Consider the following 25,336-nt stretch of genomic DNA (forward strand, 5'->3'; position numbering starts at 1 on the left):
CGTCACCAGGTCGCGCGCTCGCGCGCGTAGTCCTGCAGGCTGCGGACGTTGAGCGGCGAACCGATCGTCTCGATCGCCGCGACGGCCGCACCGATCTGCGCGATCGTCGTGAACAGCGGCTTGTCCGCCGCCACCGTGGCCGCGCGGATCTCGTACCCGTCCGCACGACCGGCGGCACCGGACGGCGTGTTGATGACGATGTCGACCTCGCCCGTGGCGAGCAGGTCGACGACGCTCTCGCCGCCCTGGCTGTACTTGCCGACGATCCCGACCTCGATGCCGTTGCGGCGGAGGATCTCCGCCGTGCCCTCGGTCGCGATGATCGTGAAGCCGAGCTGCTGCAGGCGGTGCACCGGCAGCACGATCGCGCGCTTGTCGGTGTCGGCGACGCTCACGAAGACCGTGCCGCTGGTCGGCAGGCCGCCGTACGCGGCGTCCTGCGACTTGAGGAACGCCCGCGGGAAGTCGCGGTCGATGCCCATGACCTCGCCGGTGGAGCGCATCTCGGGGCTGAGCACCGAGTCGACGACCTGGCCCTCGCGGGTGCGGAAGCGACGGAAGGGCAGCACGGCCTCCTTCACGGCGACCGGCGACTGCGCGGGCACGAACGCACCGTCACGCTCGGGCAGCATGCCCTCGGCGACGAGCTCGGCGACCGTGGTGCCGGTCATGATGCGGGACGCGGCCTTGGCCAGCGGGATGCCGAGCGCCTTCGAGACGAAGGGCACCGTGCGGCTGGCGCGCGGGTTCGCCTCGAGGACGTAGAGCACGCCGGCGCCGATGGCGAACTGCACGTTGAGCAGGCCCTGCACGCCGATGCCGCGGGCGATCTTCTCGGTCGCGTCGACCACGCCCTGGATCTCCGCGCGGCCGAGGCCGACCGGGGGCAGGGTGCACGCCGAGTCGCCGGAGTGGATGCCGGCCTCTTCGAGGTGCTCCATGATGCCGCCGATGTAGAGCCGCTCGCCGTCGAAGAGCGCGTCGACGTCGATCTCCACGGCGTCGTCCAGGAACCGGTCCACCAGCAGCGGGAGCTCCGGGCCGATGATCGCCTGGTCGGCCATCCGGTCGAAGTAGTCCGCCAGCGACGGGGAGTCGTACAGGATCTCCATGCCGCGGCCGCCGAGCACGAACGACGGGCGGACGAGGACGGGGTACCCGATCTCCTCGGCCACCGTGGTCGCGCTCGCCAGGTCGTGGGCCGTGCCGTTCCGCGGTGCGAGCAGACCGGCTGCGTCGAGGATGGCGGAGAACTGCCCGCGCTCCTCGGCGGAGTCGATCGCGGTCGGGCTGGTGCCGAGGATCGGGATGCCCGCGGCCTCGAGCGGCTTCGCCAGGCCCAGGGCGGTCTGGCCACCGAGCTGCACGACGACGCCGACGAGCTCGCCGGACGCCGCCTCGGCCTCGATGACCTCGAGGACGTCCTCGGCGGTCAGCGGTTCGAAGTACAGGCGGTCCGAGGTGTCGTAGTCGGTCGACACGGTCTCGGGGTTGCAGTTGATCATGATCGTCTCGAACCCGGCGGCGCTCAGCGCGAAGGACGCGTGCACGCAGGAGTAGTCGAACTCGACGCCCTGCCCGATGCGGTTCGGGCCGGAGCCGAGGATGACGACCTTCTTGCGGTCGCTCGGGACGACCTCGGTCTCGGTGTCGTAGGACGAGTAGTGGTACGGCGTCAGGGCCGGGAACTCACCGGCGCAGGTGTCGACCGTCTTGAAGACGGGCCGGATGCCCTGGGCGTGCCGCTCGTCACGGACCTGCTGCTCGGAGACCGGTGCCGCGTCTGAGCTGCGCAGGCTCGCGATCTGGGTGTCGCTGAAGCCGTGCTCCTTCGCCCACCGCAGGGTGTCCGCGTCGAGGGACTCGGCGGCCCGGACCTCGTCCGCGACCTCGTTGATGAGCACGATCTGGTCGATGAACCAGGGGTCGATCTTCGTGGCCTCGAAGACCTCGTCCGCGGTGGCGCCCGCGACCAGGGCCTGCTGGACCGTCACGATGCGACCGTCGGTCGGGATCGACGACTTCGTCAGCAGGGCGTCCTTGTCGAGCTCGGCCGCCGGGGTGTCCCAGTGGAAGCTCGACCCGCGCTTCTCGAGCGAGCGCAGCGACTTCTGCAGTGCGGTGGCGTAGTTCCGGCCGATGGCCATCGCCTCGCCGACGCTCTTCATCGTCGTGGTGAGGGTGGCGTCGGCGGCCGGGAACTTCTCGAACGCGAACCGCGGGGTCTTCACGACCACGTAGTCGAGCGTCGGCTCGAAGCTCGCCGGGGTGACCTTCGTGATGTCGTTCTCGATCTCGTCGAGCCGGTAGCCGATGGCGAGCTTCGCGGCGATCTTGGCGATCGGGAAGCCCGTGGCCTTCGACGCGAGGGCCGACGAGCGGGACACGCGCGGGTTCATCTCGATGACGATGACGCGGCCGTTGGACGGGTCGACGGCGAACTGGATGTTGCAGCCGCCGGTGTCGACACCGACGCGACGGATGATGTCGATGCCGATGTTCCGCATGTTCTGGTACTCGCGGTCGGTCAGGGTCAGCGCGGGGGCGACCGTGATCGAGTCACCGGTGTGGACACCGACCGGGTCGACGTTCTCGATGGAGCAGATGACGACGGTGTTGTCGTAGTTGTCGCGCATCAGCTCGAGCTCGTACTCCTTCCAGCCGAGGATGGACTCCTCGAGCAGGACCTCGGTCGTCGGGCTGGACTGCAGCCCGTCGCCGACGAAGCGGACGAGTTCTGCCTCGTTGTAGGCGAACCCCGAGCCCAGGCCGCCCATGGTGAAGGACGGGCGGACGACCAGCGGGTACCCGAGGTCCTTCGCGAACTCCTTCGCTTCTTCGAGCGTGTGCGCGATGTGGCTGCGGGCGACGTCGGCGCCGGACTCGAGGACGAGCTCCTTGAAGAGCTGGCGGTCCTCGCCGCGCTGGATCGCCTCGACCTTGGCACCGATGAGCTCGACACCGTGCTTGGTGAGGATGCCGGCCTCGTCGAGCGCGATGGCCGCGTTCAGGGCCGTCTGACCGCCGAGGGTCGGCAGGACGGCGTCCGGCTTCTCGATGCGGATGATCTCCTCGAGCGACGCGTTCGTGATCGGCTCGATGTAGGTCGCGTCGGCGAAGTCGGGGTCGGTCATGATCGTCGCCGGGTTCGGGTTGACCAGGATGACCCGGACCCCCTCGGCGCGGAGGACGCGGCACGCCTGGGTGCCGGAGTAGTCGAACTCGGCGGCCTGACCGATGACGATCGGGCCGGAACCGATGACGAGGACGGAGTTGATGTCTGCGCGCTTGGGCATCAGTTCGCTTCCTTGGTGATGTCTGCTGCGGGGGTCGTGGCGTCTGCGGTGGCCGCGTCGAGCGGCTCCCCGTCGCGACGCTCGCGCACCATGTCCGCGAACCGGTCGAAGAGGTACATGCTGTCGTGCGGTCCGGCGGCGGCCTCGGGGTGGTACTGCACGCTGAACGCCGGCACGTCGAGCGCGCGGAGGCCCTCGACCACGTTGTCGTTCAGCGAGTAGTGCGAGACCTCGACCCGACCGAACCCGGCCGGCGACTCGAGGACCTCGCCGAGGGGCGCGTCGACCGCGAAGCCGTGGTTCTGGCTCGTGATCTCGACCTTGCCCGTGGTCGTGTCGAGCACCGGCTGGTTGATGCCGCGGTGGCCGAAGGGCAGCTTGTAGGTGCCGAAGCCGAGCGCGCGGCCGAGCAGCTGGTTGCCGAAGCAGATGCCGAAGAACGGCCGGCCGGTGCGCAGGCTGTCCTGCAGCAGTTCCACCTGTGCGTCCGACGCGGCGGGGTCGCCGGGGCCGTTCGAGTAGAACAGGGCGTCCGGGTCGAGTGCCGACAGTTCGGCGGCGGAGATGTCCTGCGGCACCACGTGCACCTCGAAGCCGCGGGCGGCGAGGTAGCGGGTGGTCGAGGCCTTCACGCCGAGGTCGAGCACGGCCAGGGTGCCGATCTGCTCGCCCTCGGCGGGGACGACGTAGGTCTCCGGGGTGGACACGACCGACGAGAAGCTCGCCCCGGCCATGCCGGCCTGGTCGCGCACGAGCTGCTCCTGCTCGGACGCCGGCAGTGCGGCGTCCGCACCGCTGAAGACGCCGCCCTTCATGGCGCCGGCGTCACGGATGCGGCGGGTGAGTGCGCGGGTGTCGAGCCCTGCGATGCCGACGATGCCGTCGCGCACCAGGTGGTCGTCGAGCGTGGCGTTCGCGCGGTGGTTCGACACCACGCGGCTGGGGTCGCGCACCACGTACCCGGCGACCCAGATGCGACGGGACTCGGGGTCCTCGTCGTTCACGCCCGTGTTGCCGATGTGCGGCGCGGTCTGCACCACGATCTGTCCGGCGTAGGAGGGGTCGGTCAGCGTCTCCTGGTAGCCGGTCATGCCGGTCGCGAAGACCACCTCACCGAGCGTGCGCCCACGGGCGCCGTAGGCCCAGCCGTCGTACCGGGTGCCGTCTTCGAGGACCAGGACGGCCCGTTCGCGTGTCATGCTTTCTTCCCTTCGCCCGCGGTTCGCGGAGCATCGGCCGCAGTCGCCTGCGGCCCGGTCTCGGTCAGTCCCTGCAGGGCGTGCAGCGCGGCTGCGTCGCCCTCCGGGAACCGGAAGTAGGTGTCGAGGTCCGTCGCACCTGCGGCGCCGGTCGCCGTCCATCGCAGACGGACCAGTCCCCCGGGTTCGACCACTCGGTCGATCGCCCACGTGGACCGGTCGGCGCCGCGGACCGCGTCGCGCGCGATCCAGCGGTCGTCGGTGCCGGCGAGGCGCATCACCACGCCGGTCGCGTGGACCGTCACCCCGCCGCGGCCGCGGAACCCGAGGCCGCCTGCGGTGATGCGTTCCAACGGCTGGTCGGCACGGGTCGTCGCGACGGTGAACCCGTCCCACGACCCGACCGCCGGTGCCAGGTCGGCGGGCACCCGGACCGGAGGCACGGCTTCCGCCTGCTTCTTGGCCCGCGTCCGCCAGGTGCGCGCCATCGCGACGAACAGGGCGGCGACCGCGAGCAGGATCACCGCGCCGAGGAGCCAGCGCTGGGCGTCGCCGCTCATGCGCGCGCCCCCGTCCGCAGCGTCGCGGCGTGCGCCGCGGTCGTCTCCGCGTCGACGACGCGGCCGTCGAGCACGGTCGCGTACCCCTGGTGGAAGGTGGCGACGACCCGGCCCGGCAGCGTCATGCCGAGGTACGGCGAGTTCTGCGACTGCCCGGCGAGGTCGGTGACCGCGAACTCGCGACTGGCTGACGGGTCGTAGAGGGTGATCTCGGCGGGGGCGCCCTCGGCGATCCGCTGCCCGTGCCCCTCGACCTGGCCGATCCGCGCCGGTGCCTCGGACAGCACCCGGGCGACGTCGGCCCAGTCGAGCCGGCCGTCGTCGACCACCGCGGCCTGCACCACGCTCAGCGCGGATTCGAGGCCGACCATGCCGTTCGCGGCGGCGGGCCACTCGCAGCACTTCGCCTCGGCGGTGTGCGGTGCGTGGTCGGTCGCGACGATGTCGATGGTGCCGTCGGCCAGGGCAGCGCGGAGTGCCTCGACGTCCTCGCGCGCGCGGAGCGGCGGGTTCACCTTGTAGCGGGCGTCGTACCCGGGGGCACCGTCGTGGCCGGCGATGAGGTCCTCGGTGAGCACCAGGTGGTGCGGCGTGACCTCGGCCGTGACGTCGATGCCGCGGGACTTGGCCCACCGGATCACCTCGACGCTGCCGGCCGTCGAGACGTGGCAGACGTGCAGGCGTGCTCCGACGTGGTCGGCGAGCAGGACGTCGCGGGCGATGATCGCCTCTTCCGCGACGGCGGGCCAGCCGGCGAGGCCGAGTTCCGAGGACAGTCGGCCCTCGTTCATCTGCGCGCCGATGGTCAGCCGGGGCTCCTGGGCGTGCTGCGCGAGCACCCCGCCGAAGCCCTTGATGTACTCGAGTGCGCGACGCATGAGCAGCGGGTCGGCCACGCAGGAGCCGTCGTCCGAGAAGACCCGGACCTTCGCCCGGGACGTCGCCATCGCGCCGATCTCGGACAGGTGGGTGCCCTGCAGCCCCTGTGACACGGCGCCGATCGGGCGGACCGTCACGTAGCCGGCGTCGTCACCGAGCGCCTGGACCTGCTCGACGACCCCGGCGGTGTCCGCGACGGGGCTCGAGTTCGCCATGGCGTTGACGGCGGTGAACCCGCCGGCAGCCGCGGCACGCGAGCCGGTGAGGACCGTCTCGGACTCCTCGTGACCGGGCTCGCGCAGGTGCGTGTGGAGGTCCACGAGACCGGGCAGGGCGATGAGGCCGTCCGCGTCCACGGTGGTGGCGCCGGCCGTGTCGAGACCGGACCCGACCGCGGTGATTCGCCCGTCCTGCAGGCGGATGTCGGCACGCGAGCCGTCGACCAGCTGCGCGCCACGGATCAGGTGAGCGGTCATGCGGCGGACTCCTTCGCATCGGTGCCGTTGCCGGCACTGCCCGTCAGGGCGAGGTAGAGGACGGCCATCCGGACCGAGACGCCGTTCTCGACCTGCTCGACGACGGTCGAGCGGGGGTCGTCGGCGGCGACGCCGGCGATCTCGAGACCGCGGTTCATCGGACCGGGGTGCATGATCAGCGTGCGCTCGGACAGTCGCCCGAAGCGCGCCGCCGTCAGGCCCCAGTGCCGCGTGTACTCGCGCGGGTTCGGGAAGAAGGCGTCGTTCATGCGTTCCTGCTGGATGCGGAGCGTCATGACGACGTCCGGGTCCTCGGCCAGGGCGGTGTCGAGGTCGTGGTGCACCGCGGCGCCGAACGGGGACGGGGTGGCGGGCAGCAGCGTCGGCGGCGCGGCGAAGGTCACGCTCGCCCCGAGGGTGCGGAGCAGCCACGCGTTCGACCGGGCTACCCGGCTGTGCAGCACGTCGCCGATGATCAGGACGCGCACGCCGTCGAGGCCCTGGCCACGCGAACCGGCGCCGTGCAGGCGGCGGCGCATGGTGAAGGCGTCGAGCAGCGCCTGCGTCGGGTGCTCGTGGGTCCCGTCACCGGCGTTGACCACCGGCACGTCGATCCAGTCGGCGTCGGCCAGCACCCGCGGGGCGCCCGATGCACCGTGGCGCATGACGATGCCGTCGATGCCCATCGCGCCGAGGGTCTGCACGGTGTCCTTCAGGGATTCACCCTTCGAGACGCTCGAGCCCTTCGCGGCGAAGTTCAGGACGTCGGCGGACAGGCGCTTCGCGGCGGCCTCGAACGAGATGCGCGTGCGCGTGGAGTCCTCGAAGAACAGGTTCACCACGGTCTTGCCGCGCAGGGCCGGGAGCTTCCGGACCTCGCGCGTGTTGACCTCGGCCATCTCCTCGGCGACGTCGAGGATGTGGACGGCCTGGTCGCGGGACAGGTCGGCGGTCGAGAGCAGGTGCCGCATCACGCCACCCCCTGCTCGATGAACACGGTGTCGTCGCCGTCGGTCTCGGCCAGGTGCAGCGTGACCCGCTCGTCGGACGCGGTCGGCAGGTTCTTGCCCACGTGGTCCGCACGGATCGGCAGCTCGCGGTGGCCGCGGTCGACGAGCACGGCGAGCCGGACGGCGCGCGGCCGCCCGATGCCCTGCAGCGCGTCGAGCGCGGCGCGGACGGTGCGGCCGGAGTAGAGCACGTCGTCGACGAGCACGACGACCTTGCCGTCGATGCCGCCGGCGGGGATGACCGTCCGGTGCGGCGCGCGACCGATGCCGTGGCCGAGGTCGTCCCGGTGCATGGTGACGTCGAGCGTGCCGACACGCTCCGTCCCGATGCCGCCGGCGGCCGAGGACCACTCCGGCTCGATGCCTGCCAGGATCCGGCCGAGGCGTTCCGCCAGGACGGCACCGCGGGTCGGGATGCCGAGGAGCACGAGATCCGAGCCCCCGTGGTTGGCTTCGAGGATCTCGTGCGCGATGCGTGTCAGGGCACGCGTGATGTCGGGCTGTTGCAGGACCGTTCTGGTTCCCACGTCGACCCCCTTCCCCGCCTCACTGGACGGCATTAAAGGATGCTGACGTGGTCAACCCTACCGGGACTCCTGGTCTCCTGCGACCGTCCGACCGGACGGTGCGCGACCGCCGGCGACCGCCCCGAGCACGCCGTTGACGAAGCCCGCCGAGTCCTCGGTGGACAGCGACTGCGCGAGCTCGACCGCCTCGGCGATGGCGACGGCGTCGGGCACCTCCGGGTTGAACCGGAGCTCCCACACGGCCATCCGCAGGATGCAGCGGTCGAGGACCGGCATCCGGGCGATCGACCAGCCCTGGGCGTGGTCGACGATGACGGAGTCGATCTCGTGACGAGCGTCGTCGACACCGGTGACGATCTGACGGGCGTAGTCCCAGCTGGAGGCACGCTCCGGCTGGTCCAGGTGCCGGACCGTCTCGGTGGCGAGCACGTCCGCGATCGGCAGCTCGCGCACCTCGGCCACGTACAGCATGTCGAGGGCGCGCTTGCGGGCCTTCGAACGAGCACTCATACGGTCAGCGCCTAGGAGTTGACGCGGCCGAGGAAGCTGCCGTCGCGCGTGTCGATCTTCACCAGGGTGCCGCTCTCCAGGTACAGCGGGACCTGGATGCGGTGGCCGGTCGCGATGATGGTCGCGTCCTTGGTGCCGCCGGAGGAACGGTCGCCCTGCAGACCGGGCTCGGTCTCGACCTCGGTGACGATCGACGTCGGGAGCTCGACGTACAGCGGGTTGCCCTCGTTCATCGCGATGGTGACCATCGCGGACTCGAGCAGGTAGTTCTTGGCGTCGCCGACCACGGTCGCGGAGACCGGGATCTGGTCGTACGTGTCGGTGTCCATGAACACGTAGGAGTCGCCGTCCTCGTAGAGGAACTGGTAGTCACGACGGTCGACGGTCGCGGTGTCGATCTTCGCGCCGGCGTTGAACGTGCGGTCGACGACCTTGCCGGAGACGACGTTCTTGAGCTTCGTGCGGACGAACGCGCCGCCCTTGCCCGGCTTGACGTGCTGGAACTCGACGACCGACCACAGCTGGCCGTCGATGATGAGAACGGCGCCGTTCTTGATGTCTGTGGTACTGGCCATGAGTCGTCGGTGTCCCGTTCGGTCGTGTTGTGAAGTGTCCTCGGGCCGCGGACGGCCCCGGACGAGTGTAGCGGACGCCCGCCCGGCGGCCGGAGCCGTGCGCGCCGCGGTCAGCGTCGCCGTCGGGCGAGCCAGGCGTCGATCGCCGCCCAGCCGAGCAGCACCACCGCCGCTCCCCCGAGCAACCCGCCCGCGACCCCGGTGGACAGGGCCGCCGTCGGTCGCGCCGGCAACGACAGGTAGACGATCGCCAGGATCCCCGCCCCCGCGCCGAGCAGCACGAGCAGGATGCGCCGGATCATGCCGGACACGAGCCGCCGGTCGCGGCTGTCCGCGAAGAGCCGGATGTTCACCGTGAAGCGGCCGGTCTCGATCGCCTCGCCGATGCGGTCCACCCGGCGGGGCAGGCGGCGGGCAGCCGACACGACGCCGAGCAGCTCCTTCGCCGCGAGGTCCCGGAGCTTGCCGGGCCGGAGCTGGTCGGTGATCTGCTCCCGGGCGAGTCCGCGGGACTCCTCGAGGAGGTCGAACGACGGTGCGAGCGTGCGGAGCGTGCCCTCGAAGATGGCCAGGGCACGAGCCGCGGCGACGAAGTCCGGCGGCGGCTTCAACCGGTACCGCCCGAAGACCTCGACCGCGTCGTCCACGGTGTCGACACCGATGCGCGCACCCGGGCCGAGCTCGTCCGCGACGAAGCGGGCGATGTCCCGACGGAAGTCGGGCTCGTCGTGCGCATCGCGCACGGGCGCCATCCGCAGGACCGCATCGGCGATCCGCGACGTGTCGTCCTGCAGGTAGGCGGCCAACAGGTCCTGGACCGTGTCCCGGAGACCCGGGTCGAGCCTCCCGACCGATCCGAAGTCGATCAACGCGGGCCGCCCGTCGGGCAGCACCAGGACGTTCCCCGGGTGCAGGTCCGCGTGGTACAGGCCGTCGAAGACGACCTGGCGCAGGAAGGCGCGGAGGATCGCGCGCATCGGCGCGTCGAGGTCGCGCTCGGAACGCTCGGCGCGGATCGCGCTGAGCGTGTCGCCCTCCAGGAACTCCATCACGAGCACACGCCGGCCGGACAGGTCCGGGTAGGGGTCCGGGAACCGGACCTCGTCCGGACGCGCGCTGCGGGCCTGGGCAGCACGCAGCGCCGTGAGGTTCCGGAGCTCCGAGACGAAGTCGACCTGCCGGATCAGGTCGTCCGCGTACTGGCCCGCGATGTCCTGCACGCCGACCTGTCGCGCCTCGGTCGACCACCGGGCCATGAACCGGACGACCCGCAGCGCGATGTCGACGTCGCGGCGCACCGCGGCGTCGATCCCCGGCCGCTGCACCTTGACGGCGACCGCGGTGCCGTCGGGCAGCCGGGCGCGGTGCACCTGCGCGATGGACGCCGCTGCGACGGGCACCTGGTCGAAGGTCGCGAAGACCTGGTCGACCGGGGCACCGAGCTCCTGCTCGAGGAGCGCACGGACCTCGTCCGCCGGCGCCGCCGTGACGTTCCGCTGCAGGTGGGCGAGTCCCTCGGTCCACTCCTCGGGCAGCAGGTCGTCGCGGGTGGAGAGCAGCTGGCCCATCTTCACGAACCCGCCACCGGCTTCCTCGAGCGCCCGGCGCAGGTGCTCGGCCTGGTCGCGACGCAGGTCCGACGTGGCCGGGTCGTGCGAGAAGTCGAGACGACGGAACGGCACCAGGTGGTGGCGGCGGGCGATCGAGAGGAGTTCGGTGAAGCGTCGACCACGGGAGCGCAGGGTGCCGGTGTCGGCATCGCGCGGGCCGGAGAGGTCGCTCAGTCGGGGTGGGGTGGGCACGCCCGCCAGTCTGCTCCCCGGCGCTGGGTCCGCAGCGTGCGGGTGGCCCGGTCCGTCGCGTCGCCCCGTCCTCCTCCACAGCCTGGAGGCCCGGCGCGGCTTCCACAGGTCGGCGCGGGCCCGGCGCGGGGCTCGGTCCTGGAGCGGACGCGACGGGTCCTGCGCTGACCGGCGTGGCTAGACGCCGACCTCCTGGTAGGCGGTGAAGAGCAGGTGGTCCTCGGGGCCCTCGAGCACGACGGGCTTGCCGACGCCGTCCAGGATGATGAACCGCAGCATGCCGGCACGGGCCTTCTTGTCGCGGCGCATGGTGGCGAGCAGCCCCTGCCACCGCCCGACGCCGTACGAGGTCGGCAGGTCGAGCGACTCGAGGATCGTCCGGTGCCGGTCGACCGTCGCGTCGTCCAGGTGGCCCGTGAGTCGGGCGAGCTCGGCGGCGAACACCATGCCGACCGACACCGCTGCCCCGTGGCGCCACTGGTACCGCTCGGCGTGCTCGATCGCGTGCCCGAGGGTGTGCCCGTAGTTCAGGATCTCGCGTCGGCCCTGCTCGGTGAAGTCGTCCGAGACGACCTCGGCCTTGAGCGCGATGGCGAGCTCGACGACCCGCCGGAACTCCGGCGTCGTCGGGTCGGTCACCCGGTCGACGTCGGCCTCGACGATGTCCAGGATCTCGGGTACGGCGATGAACCCGGCCTTCACGATCTCCGCGAAGCCCGTCAGGATCTCGTTGCGCGGCAGCGTGCGGGCGAGGTCGAGGTCCACGACGACGGCACGCGGGGCGGAGAAGGCGCCGACCAGGTTCTTGCCCTCGTTCGTGTTGATGCCCGTCTTCCCGCCGACGCTGGCGTCCACCATGCCGAGCACGCTGGTCGGGACGGCCACGTACGGCACACCGCGCAGCCAGGTCGCGGCGACGAAGCCGGCCAGGTCGGTGACGGCACCGCCACCGAGGCCGATGACCGCGTCGGTGCGGGTGAAGTCGGCCTGCCCCATGATCTGCCAGCAGAACGCCGCGACCTCGACGCGCTTGGCGCCCTCGGCGTCGGGGACCTCGGCGATCAGGGCTTCGAGCCCGGCCTCGACCAGCAGCGCACGGAGCTCGTTCGCCCGGGCACCGAGCGTCGGCGAGTGCACGATGAGGACCTTGGCGACGCGCGGGCCCAGGATCGAGGGCAGGGCGCCGAGCAGGTCCGTGCCGACGGCCACCGTGTAGCCGTCGTCACCGCCGACCCGGATCTCGGTGGTCCCGGCGGGCAGGGTCGACTCGGTCACGGTGCTCCTTCGGTGCTGGTGGTGCTGCTGGTCGTGCTGCCGGGCGCGGTGGTGGTGCTGCCGGGCGCGGTGGTGGTGCTGCCGGGCGCGGTGGTGGTGCTGCCGGGCGCGCTGGCGGTGCCGCTGCGATCGGTGGTGCCGGCGTCGCTGCGCAGCCACGTGACGACCTCGTCGACCACCCGGGACATCGGCCGGCGAGACGTGTCGACCACCACGTGCGCGAGCTCGGCGTAAGTGGCGGCCCGCTCGTCCATGATCGTCTGCCAGGCGTCGATCCCGCCGTTCGCCAGCAGCGGCCGGTCGGACCCGGCGATGCGGTCGGCGACGGCCTCGGGCGACACGGTGAGCAGGACGATGCGCGCCCCGCTCAGGGCCTGCCGGGTGTCCGCGTGGGTGACGGCTCCCCCGCCCACGGCGATCACGCCGCCGATGGCGAGCGCTCCCCGGACGGCCTCGGCTTCGAGCGCGCGGAACGCCGGCTCACCGCGGTCGGCGAAGATCCCGGGGATCGGCCCGTGCTCGCGCACGATGACCCGGTCGGTGTCCGTGAACGGGACGCCGAGCGCCTTCGCGACCCGCTTGCCGACGCTCGACTTGCCGGCGCCCATCGGGCCGATGACGACCACGGGCGCGTCGGCGCGTCCGACGTCGGTGCTCACAGGTCGGTCGAGGTCGCCGACGGCTCGGTCCGGCGCGTCCGCAGGGTCTCCGGGATCGCGGCGAGGTAGGCGTCGAGGTTGCGCTTCGTCTCGACGACGTTGTCGCCGCCGAACTTCTCGAGCACCGCGTCGGCGAGCACCAGGGCCACCATCGCCTCGGCGACGACACCCGCCGCGGGCACGGCGCAGACGTCCGAGCGCTGGTGGTGCGCGGAGGCGTCCTCACCGGAGACGACGTCCACCGTGTGCAGGGCGTGCGGGACGGTCGCGATCGGCTTCATGCCGGCGCGGACCCGCAGCACGGTGCCCGTGGACATCCCGCCCTCGGTCCCACCGGCGCGGTCGCTCGTGCGGTAGATCTCGCCGTCCTCGCGGTACAGCTCGTCGTGGGCGGCGGAGCCCCGGCGCCCGGCGGTCGCGAAGCCGTCGCCGACCTCGACGCCCTTGATGGCCTGGATCCCCATGATCGCCGCGGCGAGGCGGGCATCGAGCCGGCGATCCCAGTGCACGTGCGAGCCGAGGCCCGGCGGGACGCCGTAGAACAGCACCTCGACGACGCCGCCGAGGGTGTCGCCGTCCTTCTTCGCGGCCTCTACCTCGGTGACCATCCGTGCGGAGGTCTCGGCGTCGAAGCAGCGCAGCTGGTCCTCGTCGAGGCGGTCCACGTCGTCGGGCAGCGGCAGGCGCGTGCCGTCCGGGACCCGGACGGTCCCGACCTGCAGCGTGTGCGCCACCGAGCGGATGCCGAGTTCGGCCAGGAACGACTTCGCGACGGCGCCGAGCGCCACCCGGGCAGCGGTCTCGCGGGCGCTTGCACGCTCCAGGATCGGGCGGGCCTCGTCGAAGCCGTACTTCTGCATGCCGACCAGGTCGGCGTGACCCGGACGCGGTCGGGTCAGCGGGGCGCTCCGACCGCGGGACATCTCGGTGGACTCGATCGGTTCGGGGTTCATGACCTCGACCCACTTCGGCCACTCGGTGTTGCCGATGCGGATCGCGATGGGGCTGCCGAGCGAGTAGCCGTGCCGGACGCCGCCGGACACGTGCAGCTCGTCCTGCTCGAACTTCATCCGCGAGCCACGGCCGTAGCCGAGCTTGCGGCGCGCGAGATCGGCACGGATGGACTCGAACGACACCGGGACTCCCGCGGGCAGGCCCTCGAGCATGGCGATCAGTTCGGGTCCGTGGGACTCACCAGCAGTCAACCAACGAAGCATGCCGCAATCCTCCCACAGCGCACCGCCGTGCGACGTCGCCGTCCTACTGGTAGTCGGGGTGCGCCCGCAGCCATGCCTGGAACTGCTTCACCGCGACGAGGTGCTCGTTGTAGGTGTTCGAGAACACCGTCTCGCCGGTCTCCAGGTTCACCGTCACGAAGTACAGCCACTTGCCCGGGGCCTCGTTCGTCACGGCCTTGATCGCGATGTCCCCGGGGTTGGAGATCGGTGCCGGCGGCAGCCCCTCGTGCACGTAGGTGTTGTACGCGTTCGACTCGTCGGCCCGTTCGGCGTCGGTCGTCGTCACGGTGTGCGTGTTGCCCGTGCCGTAGGCGACGGTGGCGTCGGACTGCAGGCGCATGCCCTGGTCGAGGCGGTTCTGGAACACCCGCGCGACCTTGGGGTAGTCGGCCGCGAGGCCGGCTTCCTTCTGCACCAGCGACGCGAAGACGATGGTGCGCTCCTGGTCGGCTTCCTTGACGCCGGCGGCGGACAGGTGCTCCTTCATGGTGTCGACCATCGACTTGAAGTACTGCTCGGCGGTCCAGCCCGGGTTGATCGGGTAGGTCGCGGGGAAGAGCCAGCCCTCGAGCGTCGTGACGCCGGACGGCAGGTCGTAGGCCGACAGGTCCTTCGCGGCCGCGTCGACCTCCTTCGCGGTCAGGCCGGCCTTCGAGACCATCCCGGCCTCGATGTCGGCGAGAGCGGTGCCCTCCGGGATGATGATCGACGCCTGCACGCGGTTCTTCGTGTCCTGCAGTGCCGCGAGCGCGGACTTCGAGCTCATCTGCTTCTTCAGCGCGTACGAACCGGGCTGGAACTGCACGTCCGGCGAGGCCAGCAGGAGCTTGTAGAACACCTTCGAGTCCTTGACGACGCCGCTGCGCTGCAACGTCGCGGCGACGTTCTCGCCGATGTCGCCTTGCTTGATGGTGATGGTCACCTTCGAGGTGCCGTCGCCCGTGTAGTCGTCGGGCTCCTGCGCGCCGCTGATCGCCGCGATGAGCTGCTGGATCTTGGGGGCGGCGAAGGTGTACGCCCCGACGCCGGCGGCGAGCACGACCGCGACGATGACGAGCCCCGCGATGAGCGGTCCGCGTCGGCGCTTCGGCCGTGGCTCACGGGGCGGCCTGGAGGCGCGTCCTCCCCCGCCTCGTCCTCCGCGGCCGCCGCCTCCCGCGGCGCCACCGCCGCCGGTCACGTCACCGTCGTCCGTCCCGTCGACCCCGGATCCGCCGCCCGCAGCGGTCGCCGCGGGCTCGGTCGGCAGCTCGCCGGTCAGCAGTGCGGCGACCTCGGGGTGCAGGTCTTCGGGACGGGTGGCGATCGGCGCGTCTGCGGGGGCCGCAGGGCGTTCGTCGTGTGCGGCTGCCGACGCATCGGTGGTCCGTTCGGGGACCGGTGGCTCGTCGATCGCTGCGACACGGGCTCGTTCGGCCTCGAGGGCACGGGCTTCGCGTCGGGACATCGGAGGCGCCGGGGGTGGGGTCACCTGACCAGCGTCGTCGCGGTCATCGGTGCCTGTCGTGCGGTCGGAAGTCGCCTTCCGCCGCTCGGCGTCGTTGCCGGGCGCGATGATCGCGTTCCAGTCCAGATCGTCTGCCAACGTCCTCGGTCTCTCGGTCGGGAACTCCACCTGGGCACCGTCGTCCTCGCAGCTGACGACGAGAGCACCCATGTGCGGTACCGGGCAGCCCTGTCAGGGAAGCGTGGTGCCCGGAGGGGCACCGGCACTGCGCTCGTGGTCGAGCGCGTGTTGCAGAATGATAACAGCGGCTGCTTGGTCGATCACGGCCCGGGACTTCTTCGTGTTCTTGCCGGCCTGGTGCAGCCCCCGCTGGGCCGTCACGGTCGACAGTCGTTCGTCGACCAGGCGCACCGGCCGACGCGCCGCGATCCGGGCGGCGAAGACGCGGGCGTCCTCGGTCGAGGCCGTGTCCCCACCCGACATCGACAGGGGCAGCCCGACGACGACCTCGAGCACGTCGTACTCGTCCGCGAGCTCGAGGATCCGCCGGAGGTCCTTCGAGTCGTCACGACGGACGGTCTCGACCGGCGTCGCCAGCAGACCGTCGCGGTCGCACACGGCGACCCCGATCCGGGCGCGCCCGACGTCCACGCCGAGCCGCCGCCCGGACCGGATGCCCACGGTCAGCCCGCGAGCCGTGCGGTCACGGCACGCAGCGCCGCGGGGAGCGCGGCCGCGTCGGTCCCGCCGCCCTGCGCCAGGTCCGGCTTGCCGCCGCCACCGCCACCGAGCACGCCGGCGGCCTCCTTCGCGAGGGGGCCCGCCTGCACGCCCGCAGCACGAGCGGCGTCGTTGGTCGCGACGATCACGATCGGCTTGCCGCCGACGACCGCCCCGAGCACGACGACGGCCGCGCCGTCACCGAGCTGGCCGCGCACGCCGGTGGCGAGCGAGCGCAGGTCGTCGCCGGACTGCAGGCCGTCGACCGTCTCGGCGACCACGGTGGTGGCGCCGACGGTCGTGGCGTTGCGGGCGATGGCGGGCACGCGCTGCTGCAGGTTCGCCGACTCGTACTCGGCGAGCTTCTTCTGGGCGGACCGGAGGTCCTCCATCAGGTTCTGGACCCGGGCTGGCAGGTCGGCACGGGGTGCCTTGAGCGCGCTGGAGAGCTGCGACACGATCGTGCGCTCGACGGCGAGGTCGCGGAACCCCTCGAGGCCGACCAGTGCCTCGACGCGGCGGTTCGTCGAACCGACGCTCGACTCCCCCACCAGGTTGACGAGCCCGATCTGCGCGCTCGAGGCGACGTGCGTGCCACCGCAGAGCTCGCGGGACCACGGGCCGCCGATGTCGACCATGCGGACCTCGGCGCCGTACTTCTCACCGAACAGGGCCTGCGCCCCGAGGGCCTTCGCCTCGTCGATGGGCAGGATGCGCGTGGAGACCTCGAGGTCGGTGCGGATCGCGGTGTTCACGACCTCCTCGATCTCGGAGCGGGTCTCGAGCGAGACCGGCTGGGACCACGAGAAGTCGAGGCGCATGTAGCCGGACTTGTTGTACGAACCGGCCTGCAGCGCCTCCGGGCCGAGGATGTCGCGGAGGGCCGCGTTGACCAGGTGTGTCGCGGAGTGCGCCTGGGTCGCACCGCGGCGGTACTCCGCGTCGACGACGGTGCTCGCGGCGTCGCCGACACCGACCTCGCCGGAGCGGACCTGCACGGTGTGGCTCCACAGCCCGGAGACCGGTCGCTGGACGTCGAGGACCTCGAGGTCGAACCCGTTGCCGACGATCGAGCCCTGGTCGGCGTCCTGGCCACCCGACTCGGCGTACAGGGAGGTCTCGCCGAGGATGACCTCGGCGATGTCACCAGCGACCGCACGGTCGACGCTCACGCCGCCGACGATGATGCCGAGCACGCGCGTCTCGGCCTCGAGCGCGTCGTAGCCGAGGAACGTCGTCTCACCCTTCGCCCGGAACGCGCTGTAGACGCTCAGGTCGGCGATCGCGGTCTTCTTGCTCTTCGCGTCGGCCTTCGCCCGGGCACGCTGCTCGGACATCAGGGTCTCGAACGCCGTGCGGTCGACGTGCACGCCGGCTTCCTCGGCCATCTCCATCGTCAGGTCGATGGGGAACCCGAACGTGTCGTGCAGCAGGAACGCCGTGTCGCCGCCGATCGACGGGGCGCCGTCCTGCTTCGCGCGCTCGACCGCGACGTCCAGGATGGTCGTGCCCTGCGCCAGGGTGCGGAGGAAGGTCTCCTCTTCCGCGTAGGCGATGCGGGAGATCCGGTCGTAGTCGGACGCCACCTCGGGATAGGCGTCGCGCATGGCGTCGCGGGACGCCGGGAAGAGCTCGGGGAACGTAGGGGCCTCGACACCGAGCAGGCGCATCGCGCGGACGGTGCGACGGAGCAGCCGACGGAGGATGTACCCGCGGCCCTCGTTCGACGGGCTCACGCCGTCGGCGATGAGCATCAGCGAGGAACGGACGTGGTCGGCGATGACGCGCATCCGCACGTCGTCCTCGTGCACGGCACCGTAGGGCCGGCCGGAGATCTCGGCCGCACGGTCGAGCACCGGGCGCACCTGGTCGATCTCGTACATGTTGTCGACGCCCTGCTTGATGAAGGCGACGCGCTCGAGCCCCATGCCGGTGTCGATGTTCTTGTTCGGCAGCTCGCCGGTGATCTCGAAGTCGTACTTCGACCGCACGTCGGCGATCTGGTACTGCATGAAGACGAGGTTCCAGATCTCGACGTACCGGTCGTCGTCCGTCGCCGGGCCGCCGTCGATGCCGTACTCGGGGCCACGGTCGAAGAAGATCTCCGAGCAGGGACCCGCCGGTCCGGGCTGTCCGGTCGACCAGTAGTTGGTGTCCTTGCCGAGGCGCTGGATCCGCTCGTCGGGCAGCGAGGAGTGCTGCTTCCAGAAGCCGATCGCCTCGTCGTCCTCTTCGTAGACGGTGACCCAGAGGTCGTCGGGTGAGAAGCCGAGCCCACCGTCGGTCTCGGGCTTGGTCAGGAACTCCCAGGCGAACTGGATCGCCTGCTCCTTGAAGTAGTCGCCGAACGAGAAGTTCCCGTTCATCTGGAAGAAGGTGCCGTGGCGAGGGGTCTTGCCGACCTCTTCGATGTCGTTCGTGCGGATGCACTTCTGCACGCTCGTCGCCCGCGGGAACGGCGCCGGGATGAGACCCGTCAGGTACGGGATGAACGGCACCATGCCGGCGACCGTGAAGAGGAGCGACGGGTCGTCGGAGACGAGGGACGCGGACGGGACGACGGTGTGGCCGCGGTCACCGAAGTACTGGAGCCAACGGCGGCGGATCTCTGCGGTCTGCATGGTGCTTCCTGGGTTCAGGTCGTGGGTGGAGGAGGGTCGTGGCTGCTCGGTCGGAGCGCTCAGACGTCGGTACGGAGCTCGGCCTCGCGCGACCGGTAGCCGTCCGCGACGGCACCCGTGAAGGCCTTCGTCTTGGCGTTCACCTCGGCGAAGAGCCGGGCGCCACCGGAGGTCTGGGCGACCCGGTGTGCGACGGCGAACCCGATGACGATGCCGACGGCGACGAAGAACAGCTGTTTCACGGTGCCTCTCCCTCTGTGCACCCGAGCGGTGCATGCCCGGACAAGCTTAGTCGCCGGGCACTTCCGCGCGTCCCCGTCTGCAAGACGCCGTCGTGTCGGCGCGACGCCGCCGAAACCGGCGGCGTCTCGCGCACACCGAGGCGCCTCGCCGAGACGGCGGCGTGTTCCGCTGCCGGAACGCCGAACGGCGGGTCGCCCTCGAGAGGACGACCCGCCGTTCGGGTGTGATCAGTGGATCAGCGAGCTGCGTAGTACTCGACGACGAGCTGCACTTCACAGGTCACGGGGACCTCGGCGCGCTTCGGGCGACGCACGAGGCGGGCCTGGAGCTTCTCGATCTCGACCTCGAGGTAGCCCGGGACCTTCGGGAGGACTTCCTGGTGGCCACCGGCAGCGGCGACCTGGAAGGGCTCCATCGACTCGGACTTCGCCTTGACGTGGATCAGCTGGCCCTCCTTGACGCGGAAGGAGGGGCGGTCGACGAGCTTGCCGTCGACCAGGATGTGGCGGTGCACGATCAGCTGACGGGCCTGCGCGGTGGTGCGGGCGAAGCCGGCACGGACCACGAGGGCGTCGAGGCGCTGCTCGAGGAGCTCGACCAGGTTCTCACCGGTCAGGCCCTTCGTCTTGCGGGCCTCTTCGAAGACGATGCGGAGCTGCTTCTCGCGGATGCCGTACTGGGCGCGCAGACGCTGCTTCTCACGGAGGCGGACGGCGTAGTCGCTGTCCGCACGACGGCGCGTACGGCCGTGCTCACCGGGCCCGTAGGGGCGCTTCTCGAGGTAACGGGCAGCCTTCGGCGTCAGCGGGATGCCGAGTGCGCGCGACAGGCGGGTCTTGCTGCGGGTACGTGACTTGGTAGACACAGGGTCCTTTTCTCTGTTCGAACTGAATACTCACCGGAGGCCGGGCACGCGAGTGCCGGTGGCCCCGACGACGGGATCCAGAGGGATGAGCCTGTGGGATCGGACGGCTACAGTCCGAACCTCTGCCCCCGTACCACCGGAGTGGCACTCTGTCCTCGACGCAGCCGTGCTCGAGGACCAGGACGTAGGCCCGGCAATGCTAGCAGCATCGGGGCGAGCGCAGAAGCACCGACGCTAGTGGCCGCGTGTGATCTTCCGGAGTCGTTCGAGCCGCGGCCCGACCTCGCGCTCGTACCCGTTGGCAGTCGGCGTGTAGTACTCGGTGCCCTCGAGTGCGTCCGGCAGGTACTGCTGCTCGGCGACCCCGTGCTCGGCGTCGTGGGAGTAGACGTACCCCTTGCCGTGCCCGAGGCGCTTCGCCCCGGCGTAGTGCGCGTCGCGCAGGTGCATCGGGACCGTGCCCATGCGCCCCGCCTTGACGTCGGCCATCGCCTGGTTGACCCCGTTGTAGGCGGCGTTCGACTTCGGCGCCGTCGCCAGGTAGACGACCGCCTCGGCCAGCGGGATCCGCCCCTCGGGCATCCCGATGAGCTGGACGGCCTGGGCCGCCGCGACGGCGATGGGCAGCGCCTGCGGATCGGCCATGCCGATGTCCTCGGACGCGGAGATGATGATCCGCCTCGCGATGAACCGGGAGTCCTCGCCGGCCTCGATCATCCGGGCGAGGTAGTGCAGGGCGGCGTCGACGTCGCTCCCCCGCACCGACTTGATGAACGCGCTGATGACGTCGTAGTGCTCGTCGCCCTGTCGGTCGTAGCGCAGCAGGGCCCGGTCGACCGCTGCCGCGACGGTGTCGGCATCGACGACGGGCACGGTGTCGTCGTCCTCGTCCTGTGCGGCGCTGGCCGACGCCGCCGCGGCCTCGAGCGCGGTGAGGGCACGTCGGGCGTCACCGGACGCGAGCCGGATGATCGCGCTGCGGGCTTCGTCACCGAGGACGACGGCACCGCCGAGCCCGCGGGGGTCTTCCACCGCGCGGTCGACGAGCATGCCGAGGTCGGGATCGGTGAGCGGTTTGAGCGTCAGGAGCAGCGAACGGGACAGCAGCGGCGAGATGACCGAGAACGACGGGTTCTCGGTGGTGGCCGCGATGAGGATGACCCACCCGTTCTCGACGCCGGGCAGCAGGGCGTCCTGCTGGGCCTTGCTGAACCGGTGGATCTCGTCGAGGAACAGCACCGTGGTCGACCCGTACAGGTCACGGTGGGTCAGCGCCTTCTCCATGACCTCGCGCACGTCCTTCACACCGGCGGTCACGGCCGAGAGCTCGACGAACTCGCGACCGGACTGCCGTGCGATGGCCTGCGCCAGCGTGGTCTTGCCGGTTCCGGGTGGTCCCCACAGGATCACGGAGACCCCGCCGGGGTTCTCACGCGTGCCGGTGGCGAGCTGCACCAGGGGCGAACCCCGGCCGAGCAGGTGCTGCTGACCGGCGACCTCGTCGAGGCTGGTGGGGCGCATCCGGACGGCGAGTGGGACGGAACCCTGCGCGAGACCGGCGCGGCCACCCGTGGTGGGCGCGTGCATTCCCGAACGATCCGCTGCCATCCTGCAATCGTAGGCCGGTCCACCGACGCAGGCCGCGCCTCCCGACTGGTGGCGGCGACCGTTCGGCTACGCTCGTTGCACACTGCGACGAGAGGGCAGACCAGCACCGTGGCACCGAAGAACCCAGCGCGTGACAACCGTGAGGCGCGCGAGCGCCTCCGCCTCTACCAGGCCCGCCAGGGCCTCCACGAGCGGCAGCGACGCCGCCGCGTGCGGGACAACCTGATCGGCGCCGGTGCCCTCGTCCTCGTCGCGGCCCTCGCCACCGGGTCGCAGCTCGCCTTCGCAGGATCGCGGGGATCGGACGCCCAGGCCCCGAGCGCCTCCGCGTCGTCGACGGCCACGCCGTCGGCCAGCGCCACGGCCGGCAACACCGGCGACGTGCCGAGCAAGTCGATCGCGAAGGGCGCGACCTGGACCGGCACCCTCACGCTCAACGAGGACATCGACCTCGGCATCGAGCTGGACGGCGCGAAGGCGCCGCAGGCCACGAGCGTCGAGATCTCGTTGATCCGTGAGCAGTTCTACAACGGCACCACCTGCCACCGGCTCGCCGACAGCGACGGGCTGAAGTTCCTGCAGTGCGGCTCCGCGAACGGCGACGGCACCGGTGACGCCGGCTTCGAGTACGGCCCGCTCGAGAACGTGCCGGAGGACGGCGTCTACGAGGAGGGCACGATCGCCATCGCACGGTCGGACTCCCCGTACTCGCAGTCGACGCAGTTCTTCATCGTCTACGGGGACACCACGCTCGACGGCTCCACGGGCGGCTACACGGTCGTCGGCAAGGTCACGAGCGGGCTGTCCGAGCTCGAGTCGAAGATCGCCGCGAAGGGCATCGCATCGCCCGGCGGCGACGGCACCGGCGAGCCGAAGGTGGCGACGAAGATCACCGACGCGACCATCGCGGAGCAGAAGTAGTCCACAACCCGGCGCACCGGTCGGGCGGCGGAGCCCGTCCGTGCAATAGGCTGACGACCTGACCGTGCCGACGGTGACGTCGGCGATGCACGACCACGATCGAGGCGAGACCTGTGGGATCTGACGAAGCAACGACCTGGGGGCGGGTCGACGAGAACGGGACCGTGTACGTCCGGTACGAAGAGACCGAACGTGCTGTCGGTGAGTACCCGGACGCCACCCCCGAAGAAGCCCTCGCCTACTTCGCGCGGAAGTACGCCGACCTCGAGGGGCAGGTGAAGATCGCCGAGCAGCGCGTCCAGCGCGGTGCGTCGGCGAACGACGTCGCCCGGACGGTGGAGCACCTGACCGCTCTGGTCGCCGACGCGCGGGTGGTGGGTGACATCAAGTCGCTCGAGACCCGCGTGGGCGCGCTCACCGAGCAGCTCGGCTCGCTCACCAAGGAGCAGGCGGAACAGGCGCAGCAGGCGCTGCAGGACGCCCTGGCGCACCGCACCGCCCTGGTCGAGGAAGCCGAGGCACTCGCCGCGGTGGACCCGGCGCGCGCGCAGTGGAAGCAGATCACGGCGCAGCTCGACGACGTGTTCGCGCGCTGGCAGCAGCACCAGCACGACGGCCCGCGCATCCCCAAGAACGAGGCCAACGACCTGTGGAAGCGGTTCCGCGCAGCGCGGTCCACCGTCGACCAGCACCGTCGCGCCTTCTATTCCGAGCTGGACGCACAGCACCGTGACGCCCGGACCCGCAAGCAGGAGCTCGTGGCGCAGGCCGAGGCCCTCGCGCCCCGCGGTTCGGACGCGATCCCGGACTACCGCCAGCTCCTCGACGACTGGAAGAACGCCGGGCGTGCAGGCAAGCGCCACGACGACGCACTCTGGGCGCGCTTCAAGGCCGCCGGAGACGTGCTGTTCGAGCAGCGCCACGCCGAGAGCGCAGCCGAGAACGAAGAGTTCTCCGCCAACCTCGAGGCGAAGCAGGCCCTGCTGACCGAGGCCGAGCCGCTCCTGCAGGCGACCGACCGGGTCGCCGCGCGCAAGACCCTCACCGGGATCCAGCGCCGGTGGGACGAGATCGGCAAGGTCCCCCGCGGTGACGTCCGTCGGGTCGAGGACCGCCTGCGTGCCGTCGAGGACCACGTGCGTGGGCTCGAGGACGCGCACTGGAAGGAATCGAACCCGGAGCGCAAGGCCCGTCAGAACGGCCTCGCGAGCCAGCTGGAAGACGCGATCGGCAAGCTCCAGTCCGAGCTCGCCGCGGCGCAGGCCACCGGCGACGCCCGGAAGATCAAGGACGCGCAGGAAGCCCTCGACGCCCGCAAGATCTGGCTCGACGCCCTGGGCGGCTGAGCCTCCGCACCACGAACGACGCCCCCGTGACCGATCGGTCACGGGGGCGTTGTTCGTTCCGGGGGAACCAGCGGGCGAGCCGGACCAGCGTGCTGGCCGATCCAGCGTGATCAGCAGGTCAGACCGGCGCGGGCAGTCCGAGCAGCAGCCGGATGTCGAGGTCGTCCTGCCGCATCTGCGCGGCGAGCTCGTCCATCGACGAGAACTTCACCATGCCGCGCACGTACGACACGAAGAGCACCGAGATGCGATCGCCGTACAGGTCGATGTCGACGTCGAGCAGGTGCGCCTCGATCTGCTTCGCCGGCACGCCCTCGAACGTCGGGTTGTTGCCGACCGACACCGCTGCCGGGTAGACGGTGCCGTCGTGCAGCACCCGGGCGGCGTAGACGCCGTCGGCGGGGACGAAGCCCTCGCACGCCGGATCGAGGTTCGCCGTGGGGTACCCCATCGCCCGGCCGCGCTGGTTGCCGTGCACCACGACGCTCCGCACGGCGTGTTCCCGCCCGAGGAGTCGTGCGGCCTCGGCCACGCGGCCCTGACCCAGGAGCTCCCGGATCCAGGTGGAGGACACCCGGCGCTCACCGTCGGGTCGGACGTCGTCGATCAGGTCCACGTCGTCGATGAGCTCGACCGTGAACCCGTGCTGCTCCCCCATGGCACGCAGCAGCGCGACGTCGCCGGCGCCCTTCGCGCCGAAACGGAAGTCGCTGCCGACGAAGACGAGCCGGGCGTGCAGGGTGTCGACGAGGATCTCGGACACGAACGCCTCGGGCGACTTCGACTGCAGTTCCTGGTCGAACCGGAGCAGCAGGGTGGCGTCCACCCCGGCATCCTCGAGCAGTTCGCGGCGCTGCGCGGTGCTCGTCAGGGCCGGCGGGACGTGCGGCGGGTCGATGACGTTGAGCGGGTGGCGGTCGAACGTGACCACGGTGGCCACGAGGTCGTGCTCGCGAGCGGCACGCTCGAGGTGTGCGATGACGGCACGGTGCCCGACGTGCACGCCGTCGAACTTGCCGATGGTGACCGCACTCGGCCCGAACCCGTCCGCCACGTCGGCGGTGTCCTCGTAGAACTGCACGGCTGCTCCTACTCGCTCGCCGGGGCGGTGGACGAGGACGCAACCGGTGCCGACGACTCGGTGACCGCGGTGCGGTGGTGCTTGCGGAGCCACCAGAGCCCGGCGATCGGCAGCACGAGCGGCGCGAAGGCGTAGCCCATCCCGTAGTACGACCAGATGGTGTCGTCGGGGAATAACTGGCGGTCGAACAGCGACAGGGTGCCGATGACGAGCACGCCGGTCATCTCGAACACGATCGTGACGCAGGCGACCCGGTACCAGAACCGGCCGGGCACGATGAGGGCGATCATCGCGACGATGTAGACGACGGCAGCGATGGCACTGAGCGTGTAGGCGAACGGTGCGAACGAGAACTTCTCGATGATCTGCACGACGCTGCGTCCGGTCGCCGCCAGCGCGAGGATGCCGTACACGGCGATGAGGACGCGGCCGATGCCGGTCGCGAGTGAGGATCTGGTCGCCATTGCACCGATTCTAC

At 71.0% G+C, this 25,336-nt stretch carries 22 protein-coding genes; 2 read left to right on the forward strand and 20 right to left on the reverse strand.

Features of this window, described 5'->3' with window-relative positions; all coding sequences use genetic code 11:
• Positions 1-2 precede the first annotated feature (2 nt).
• The 18 genes from carB to DEJ27_RS04900 all read right to left on the reverse strand — a co-directional run bounded on the left by carB (position 3) and on the right by DEJ27_RS04900 (position 21,489).
• The gene (gene carB / locus DEJ27_RS04815; protein ID WP_110858972.1) at positions 3-3,296 is read right to left on the reverse strand and encodes a carbamoyl-phosphate synthase large subunit; all 3,294 of its coding nucleotides are present in this window, start codon (positions 3,294-3,296) and stop codon (positions 3-5) included.
• Positions 3,296-4,495, reverse strand: a complete 1,200-nt coding sequence (gene carA / locus DEJ27_RS04820; RefSeq protein ID WP_110858973.1) for a glutamine-hydrolyzing carbamoyl-phosphate synthase small subunit — start codon at positions 4,493-4,495, stop codon at positions 3,296-3,298. Before carA ends, carB begins: the two co-directional genes overlap by 1 nt.
• Positions 4,492-5,055, reverse strand: a complete 564-nt coding sequence (locus tag DEJ27_RS04825) for a hypothetical protein (protein WP_111090423.1) — start codon at positions 5,053-5,055, stop codon at positions 4,492-4,494. Before DEJ27_RS04825 ends, carA begins: the two co-directional genes overlap by 4 nt.
• Entirely contained in the window at positions 5,052-6,410 is a 1,359-nt protein-coding gene (locus tag DEJ27_RS04830; RefSeq protein ID WP_111090424.1) for a dihydroorotase, read from the reverse strand. Before DEJ27_RS04830 ends, DEJ27_RS04825 begins: the two co-directional genes overlap by 4 nt.
• Positions 6,407-7,381: an aspartate carbamoyltransferase catalytic subunit gene (locus DEJ27_RS04835; RefSeq protein ID WP_111090425.1), complete on the reverse strand. Its 975-nt coding sequence runs from the start codon at positions 7,379-7,381 to the stop codon at positions 6,407-6,409. Before DEJ27_RS04835 ends, DEJ27_RS04830 begins: the two co-directional genes overlap by 4 nt.
• Positions 7,381-7,980 (reverse strand): bifunctional pyr operon transcriptional regulator/uracil phosphoribosyltransferase PyrR, encoded by a 600-nt coding sequence (gene pyrR / locus DEJ27_RS04840; RefSeq protein ID WP_017887177.1) that lies wholly within the window; start codon positions 7,978-7,980, stop codon positions 7,381-7,383. Before pyrR ends, DEJ27_RS04835 begins: the two co-directional genes overlap by 1 nt.
• Before the next feature lie 24 nt (positions 7,981-8,004).
• Positions 8,005-8,457, reverse strand: a complete 453-nt coding sequence (gene nusB, locus DEJ27_RS04845) for a transcription antitermination factor NusB (protein ID WP_027465744.1) — start codon at positions 8,455-8,457, stop codon at positions 8,005-8,007.
• Positions 8,458-8,468: 11 nt separating this feature from the next.
• The gene (gene efp / locus DEJ27_RS04850; RefSeq protein ID WP_027465745.1) at positions 8,469-9,032 is read right to left on the reverse strand and encodes an elongation factor P; all 564 of its coding nucleotides are present in this window, start codon (positions 9,030-9,032) and stop codon (positions 8,469-8,471) included.
• Between the two features lie 110 nt (positions 9,033-9,142).
• Positions 9,143-10,834 carry an AarF/ABC1/UbiB kinase family protein gene (locus DEJ27_RS04855; protein ID WP_111090426.1) on the reverse strand — a complete coding sequence of 564 codons (1,692 nt, stop codon included), beginning with the start codon at positions 10,832-10,834 and terminating at the stop codon, positions 9,143-9,145.
• 177 nt (positions 10,835-11,011) lie between these two features.
• A complete protein-coding gene (gene aroB / locus DEJ27_RS04860) occupies positions 11,012-12,109 on the reverse strand; it encodes a 3-dehydroquinate synthase (RefSeq protein ID WP_110858978.1) in 1,098 nt (365 codons plus the stop codon).
• Positions 12,106-12,768 carry a shikimate kinase gene (locus DEJ27_RS04865; protein WP_111090427.1) on the reverse strand — a complete coding sequence of 221 codons (663 nt, stop codon included), beginning with the start codon at positions 12,766-12,768 and terminating at the stop codon, positions 12,106-12,108. The genes aroB and DEJ27_RS04865 overlap by 4 nt, the downstream gene beginning before the upstream one ends.
• Entirely contained in the window at positions 12,765-13,985 is a 1,221-nt protein-coding gene (gene aroC / locus DEJ27_RS04870; RefSeq protein WP_111090428.1) for a chorismate synthase, read from the reverse strand. The genes DEJ27_RS04865 and aroC overlap by 4 nt, the downstream gene beginning before the upstream one ends.
• Before the next feature lie 43 nt (positions 13,986-14,028).
• Positions 14,029-15,591 carry an endolytic transglycosylase MltG gene (mltG, locus tag DEJ27_RS04875; protein ID WP_258370293.1) on the reverse strand — a complete coding sequence of 521 codons (1,563 nt, stop codon included), beginning with the start codon at positions 15,589-15,591 and terminating at the stop codon, positions 14,029-14,031.
• A gap of 93 nt (positions 15,592-15,684) precedes the next feature.
• The gene (gene ruvX, locus DEJ27_RS04880; RefSeq protein ID WP_171907752.1) at positions 15,685-16,128 is read right to left on the reverse strand and encodes a Holliday junction resolvase RuvX; all 444 of its coding nucleotides are present in this window, start codon (positions 16,126-16,128) and stop codon (positions 15,685-15,687) included.
• A gap of 8 nt (positions 16,129-16,136) precedes the next feature.
• The gene (gene alaS, locus DEJ27_RS04885) at positions 16,137-18,794 is read right to left on the reverse strand and encodes an alanine--tRNA ligase (protein ID WP_110858981.1); all 2,658 of its coding nucleotides are present in this window, start codon (positions 18,792-18,794) and stop codon (positions 16,137-16,139) included.
• Positions 18,795-18,853: 59 nt separating this feature from the next.
• Positions 18,854-19,036 carry a hypothetical protein gene (locus DEJ27_RS04890; protein ID WP_027465751.1) on the reverse strand — a complete coding sequence of 61 codons (183 nt, stop codon included), beginning with the start codon at positions 19,034-19,036 and terminating at the stop codon, positions 18,854-18,856.
• A gap of 236 nt (positions 19,037-19,272) precedes the next feature.
• Positions 19,273-19,902 carry a 30S ribosomal protein S4 gene (gene rpsD / locus DEJ27_RS04895; RefSeq protein ID WP_017887166.1) on the reverse strand — a complete coding sequence of 210 codons (630 nt, stop codon included), beginning with the start codon at positions 19,900-19,902 and terminating at the stop codon, positions 19,273-19,275.
• A 234-nt stretch (positions 19,903-20,136) separates the two neighbouring features.
• Positions 20,137-21,489 (reverse strand): replication-associated recombination protein A, encoded by a 1,353-nt coding sequence (locus DEJ27_RS04900; protein ID WP_110858982.1) that lies wholly within the window; start codon positions 21,487-21,489, stop codon positions 20,137-20,139.
• Between the two features lie 129 nt (positions 21,490-21,618).
• Between DEJ27_RS04900 and DEJ27_RS04905 the strand changes: the two genes are divergently transcribed.
• Together DEJ27_RS04905 and DEJ27_RS04910 are read left to right on the forward strand one after the other, a co-directional pair.
• On the forward strand, positions 21,619-22,431 hold the full coding sequence (locus DEJ27_RS04905; RefSeq protein ID WP_111090429.1) for a peptidylprolyl isomerase: 813 nt from the start codon (positions 21,619-21,621) through the stop codon (positions 22,429-22,431).
• A gap of 113 nt (positions 22,432-22,544) precedes the next feature.
• A complete protein-coding gene (locus DEJ27_RS04910; protein WP_027465754.1) occupies positions 22,545-23,777 on the forward strand; it encodes a DUF349 domain-containing protein in 1,233 nt (410 codons plus the stop codon).
• Positions 23,778-23,895: 118 nt separating this feature from the next.
• Here the strand turns inward: DEJ27_RS04910 and DEJ27_RS04915 are convergent, their stop codons facing one another.
• Both DEJ27_RS04915 and DEJ27_RS04920 read right to left on the reverse strand, forming a co-directional pair.
• Positions 23,896-24,858 carry a bifunctional riboflavin kinase/FAD synthetase gene (locus DEJ27_RS04915; RefSeq protein ID WP_110858984.1) on the reverse strand — a complete coding sequence of 321 codons (963 nt, stop codon included), beginning with the start codon at positions 24,856-24,858 and terminating at the stop codon, positions 23,896-23,898.
• Between the two features lie 8 nt (positions 24,859-24,866).
• Positions 24,867-25,322, reverse strand: coding sequence for a hypothetical protein (locus DEJ27_RS04920; protein ID WP_110858985.1), 456 nt, complete (start codon positions 25,320-25,322; stop codon positions 24,867-24,869).
• Between the last annotated feature and the right edge of the window lie 14 nt (positions 25,323-25,336).

It is taken from the genome of Curtobacterium sp. MCPF17_018 (assembly GCF_003234135.1).
In the GTDB taxonomy this organism is placed as follows: Bacteria; Actinomycetota; Actinomycetes; order Actinomycetales; family Microbacteriaceae; genus Curtobacterium; species Curtobacterium flaccumfaciens.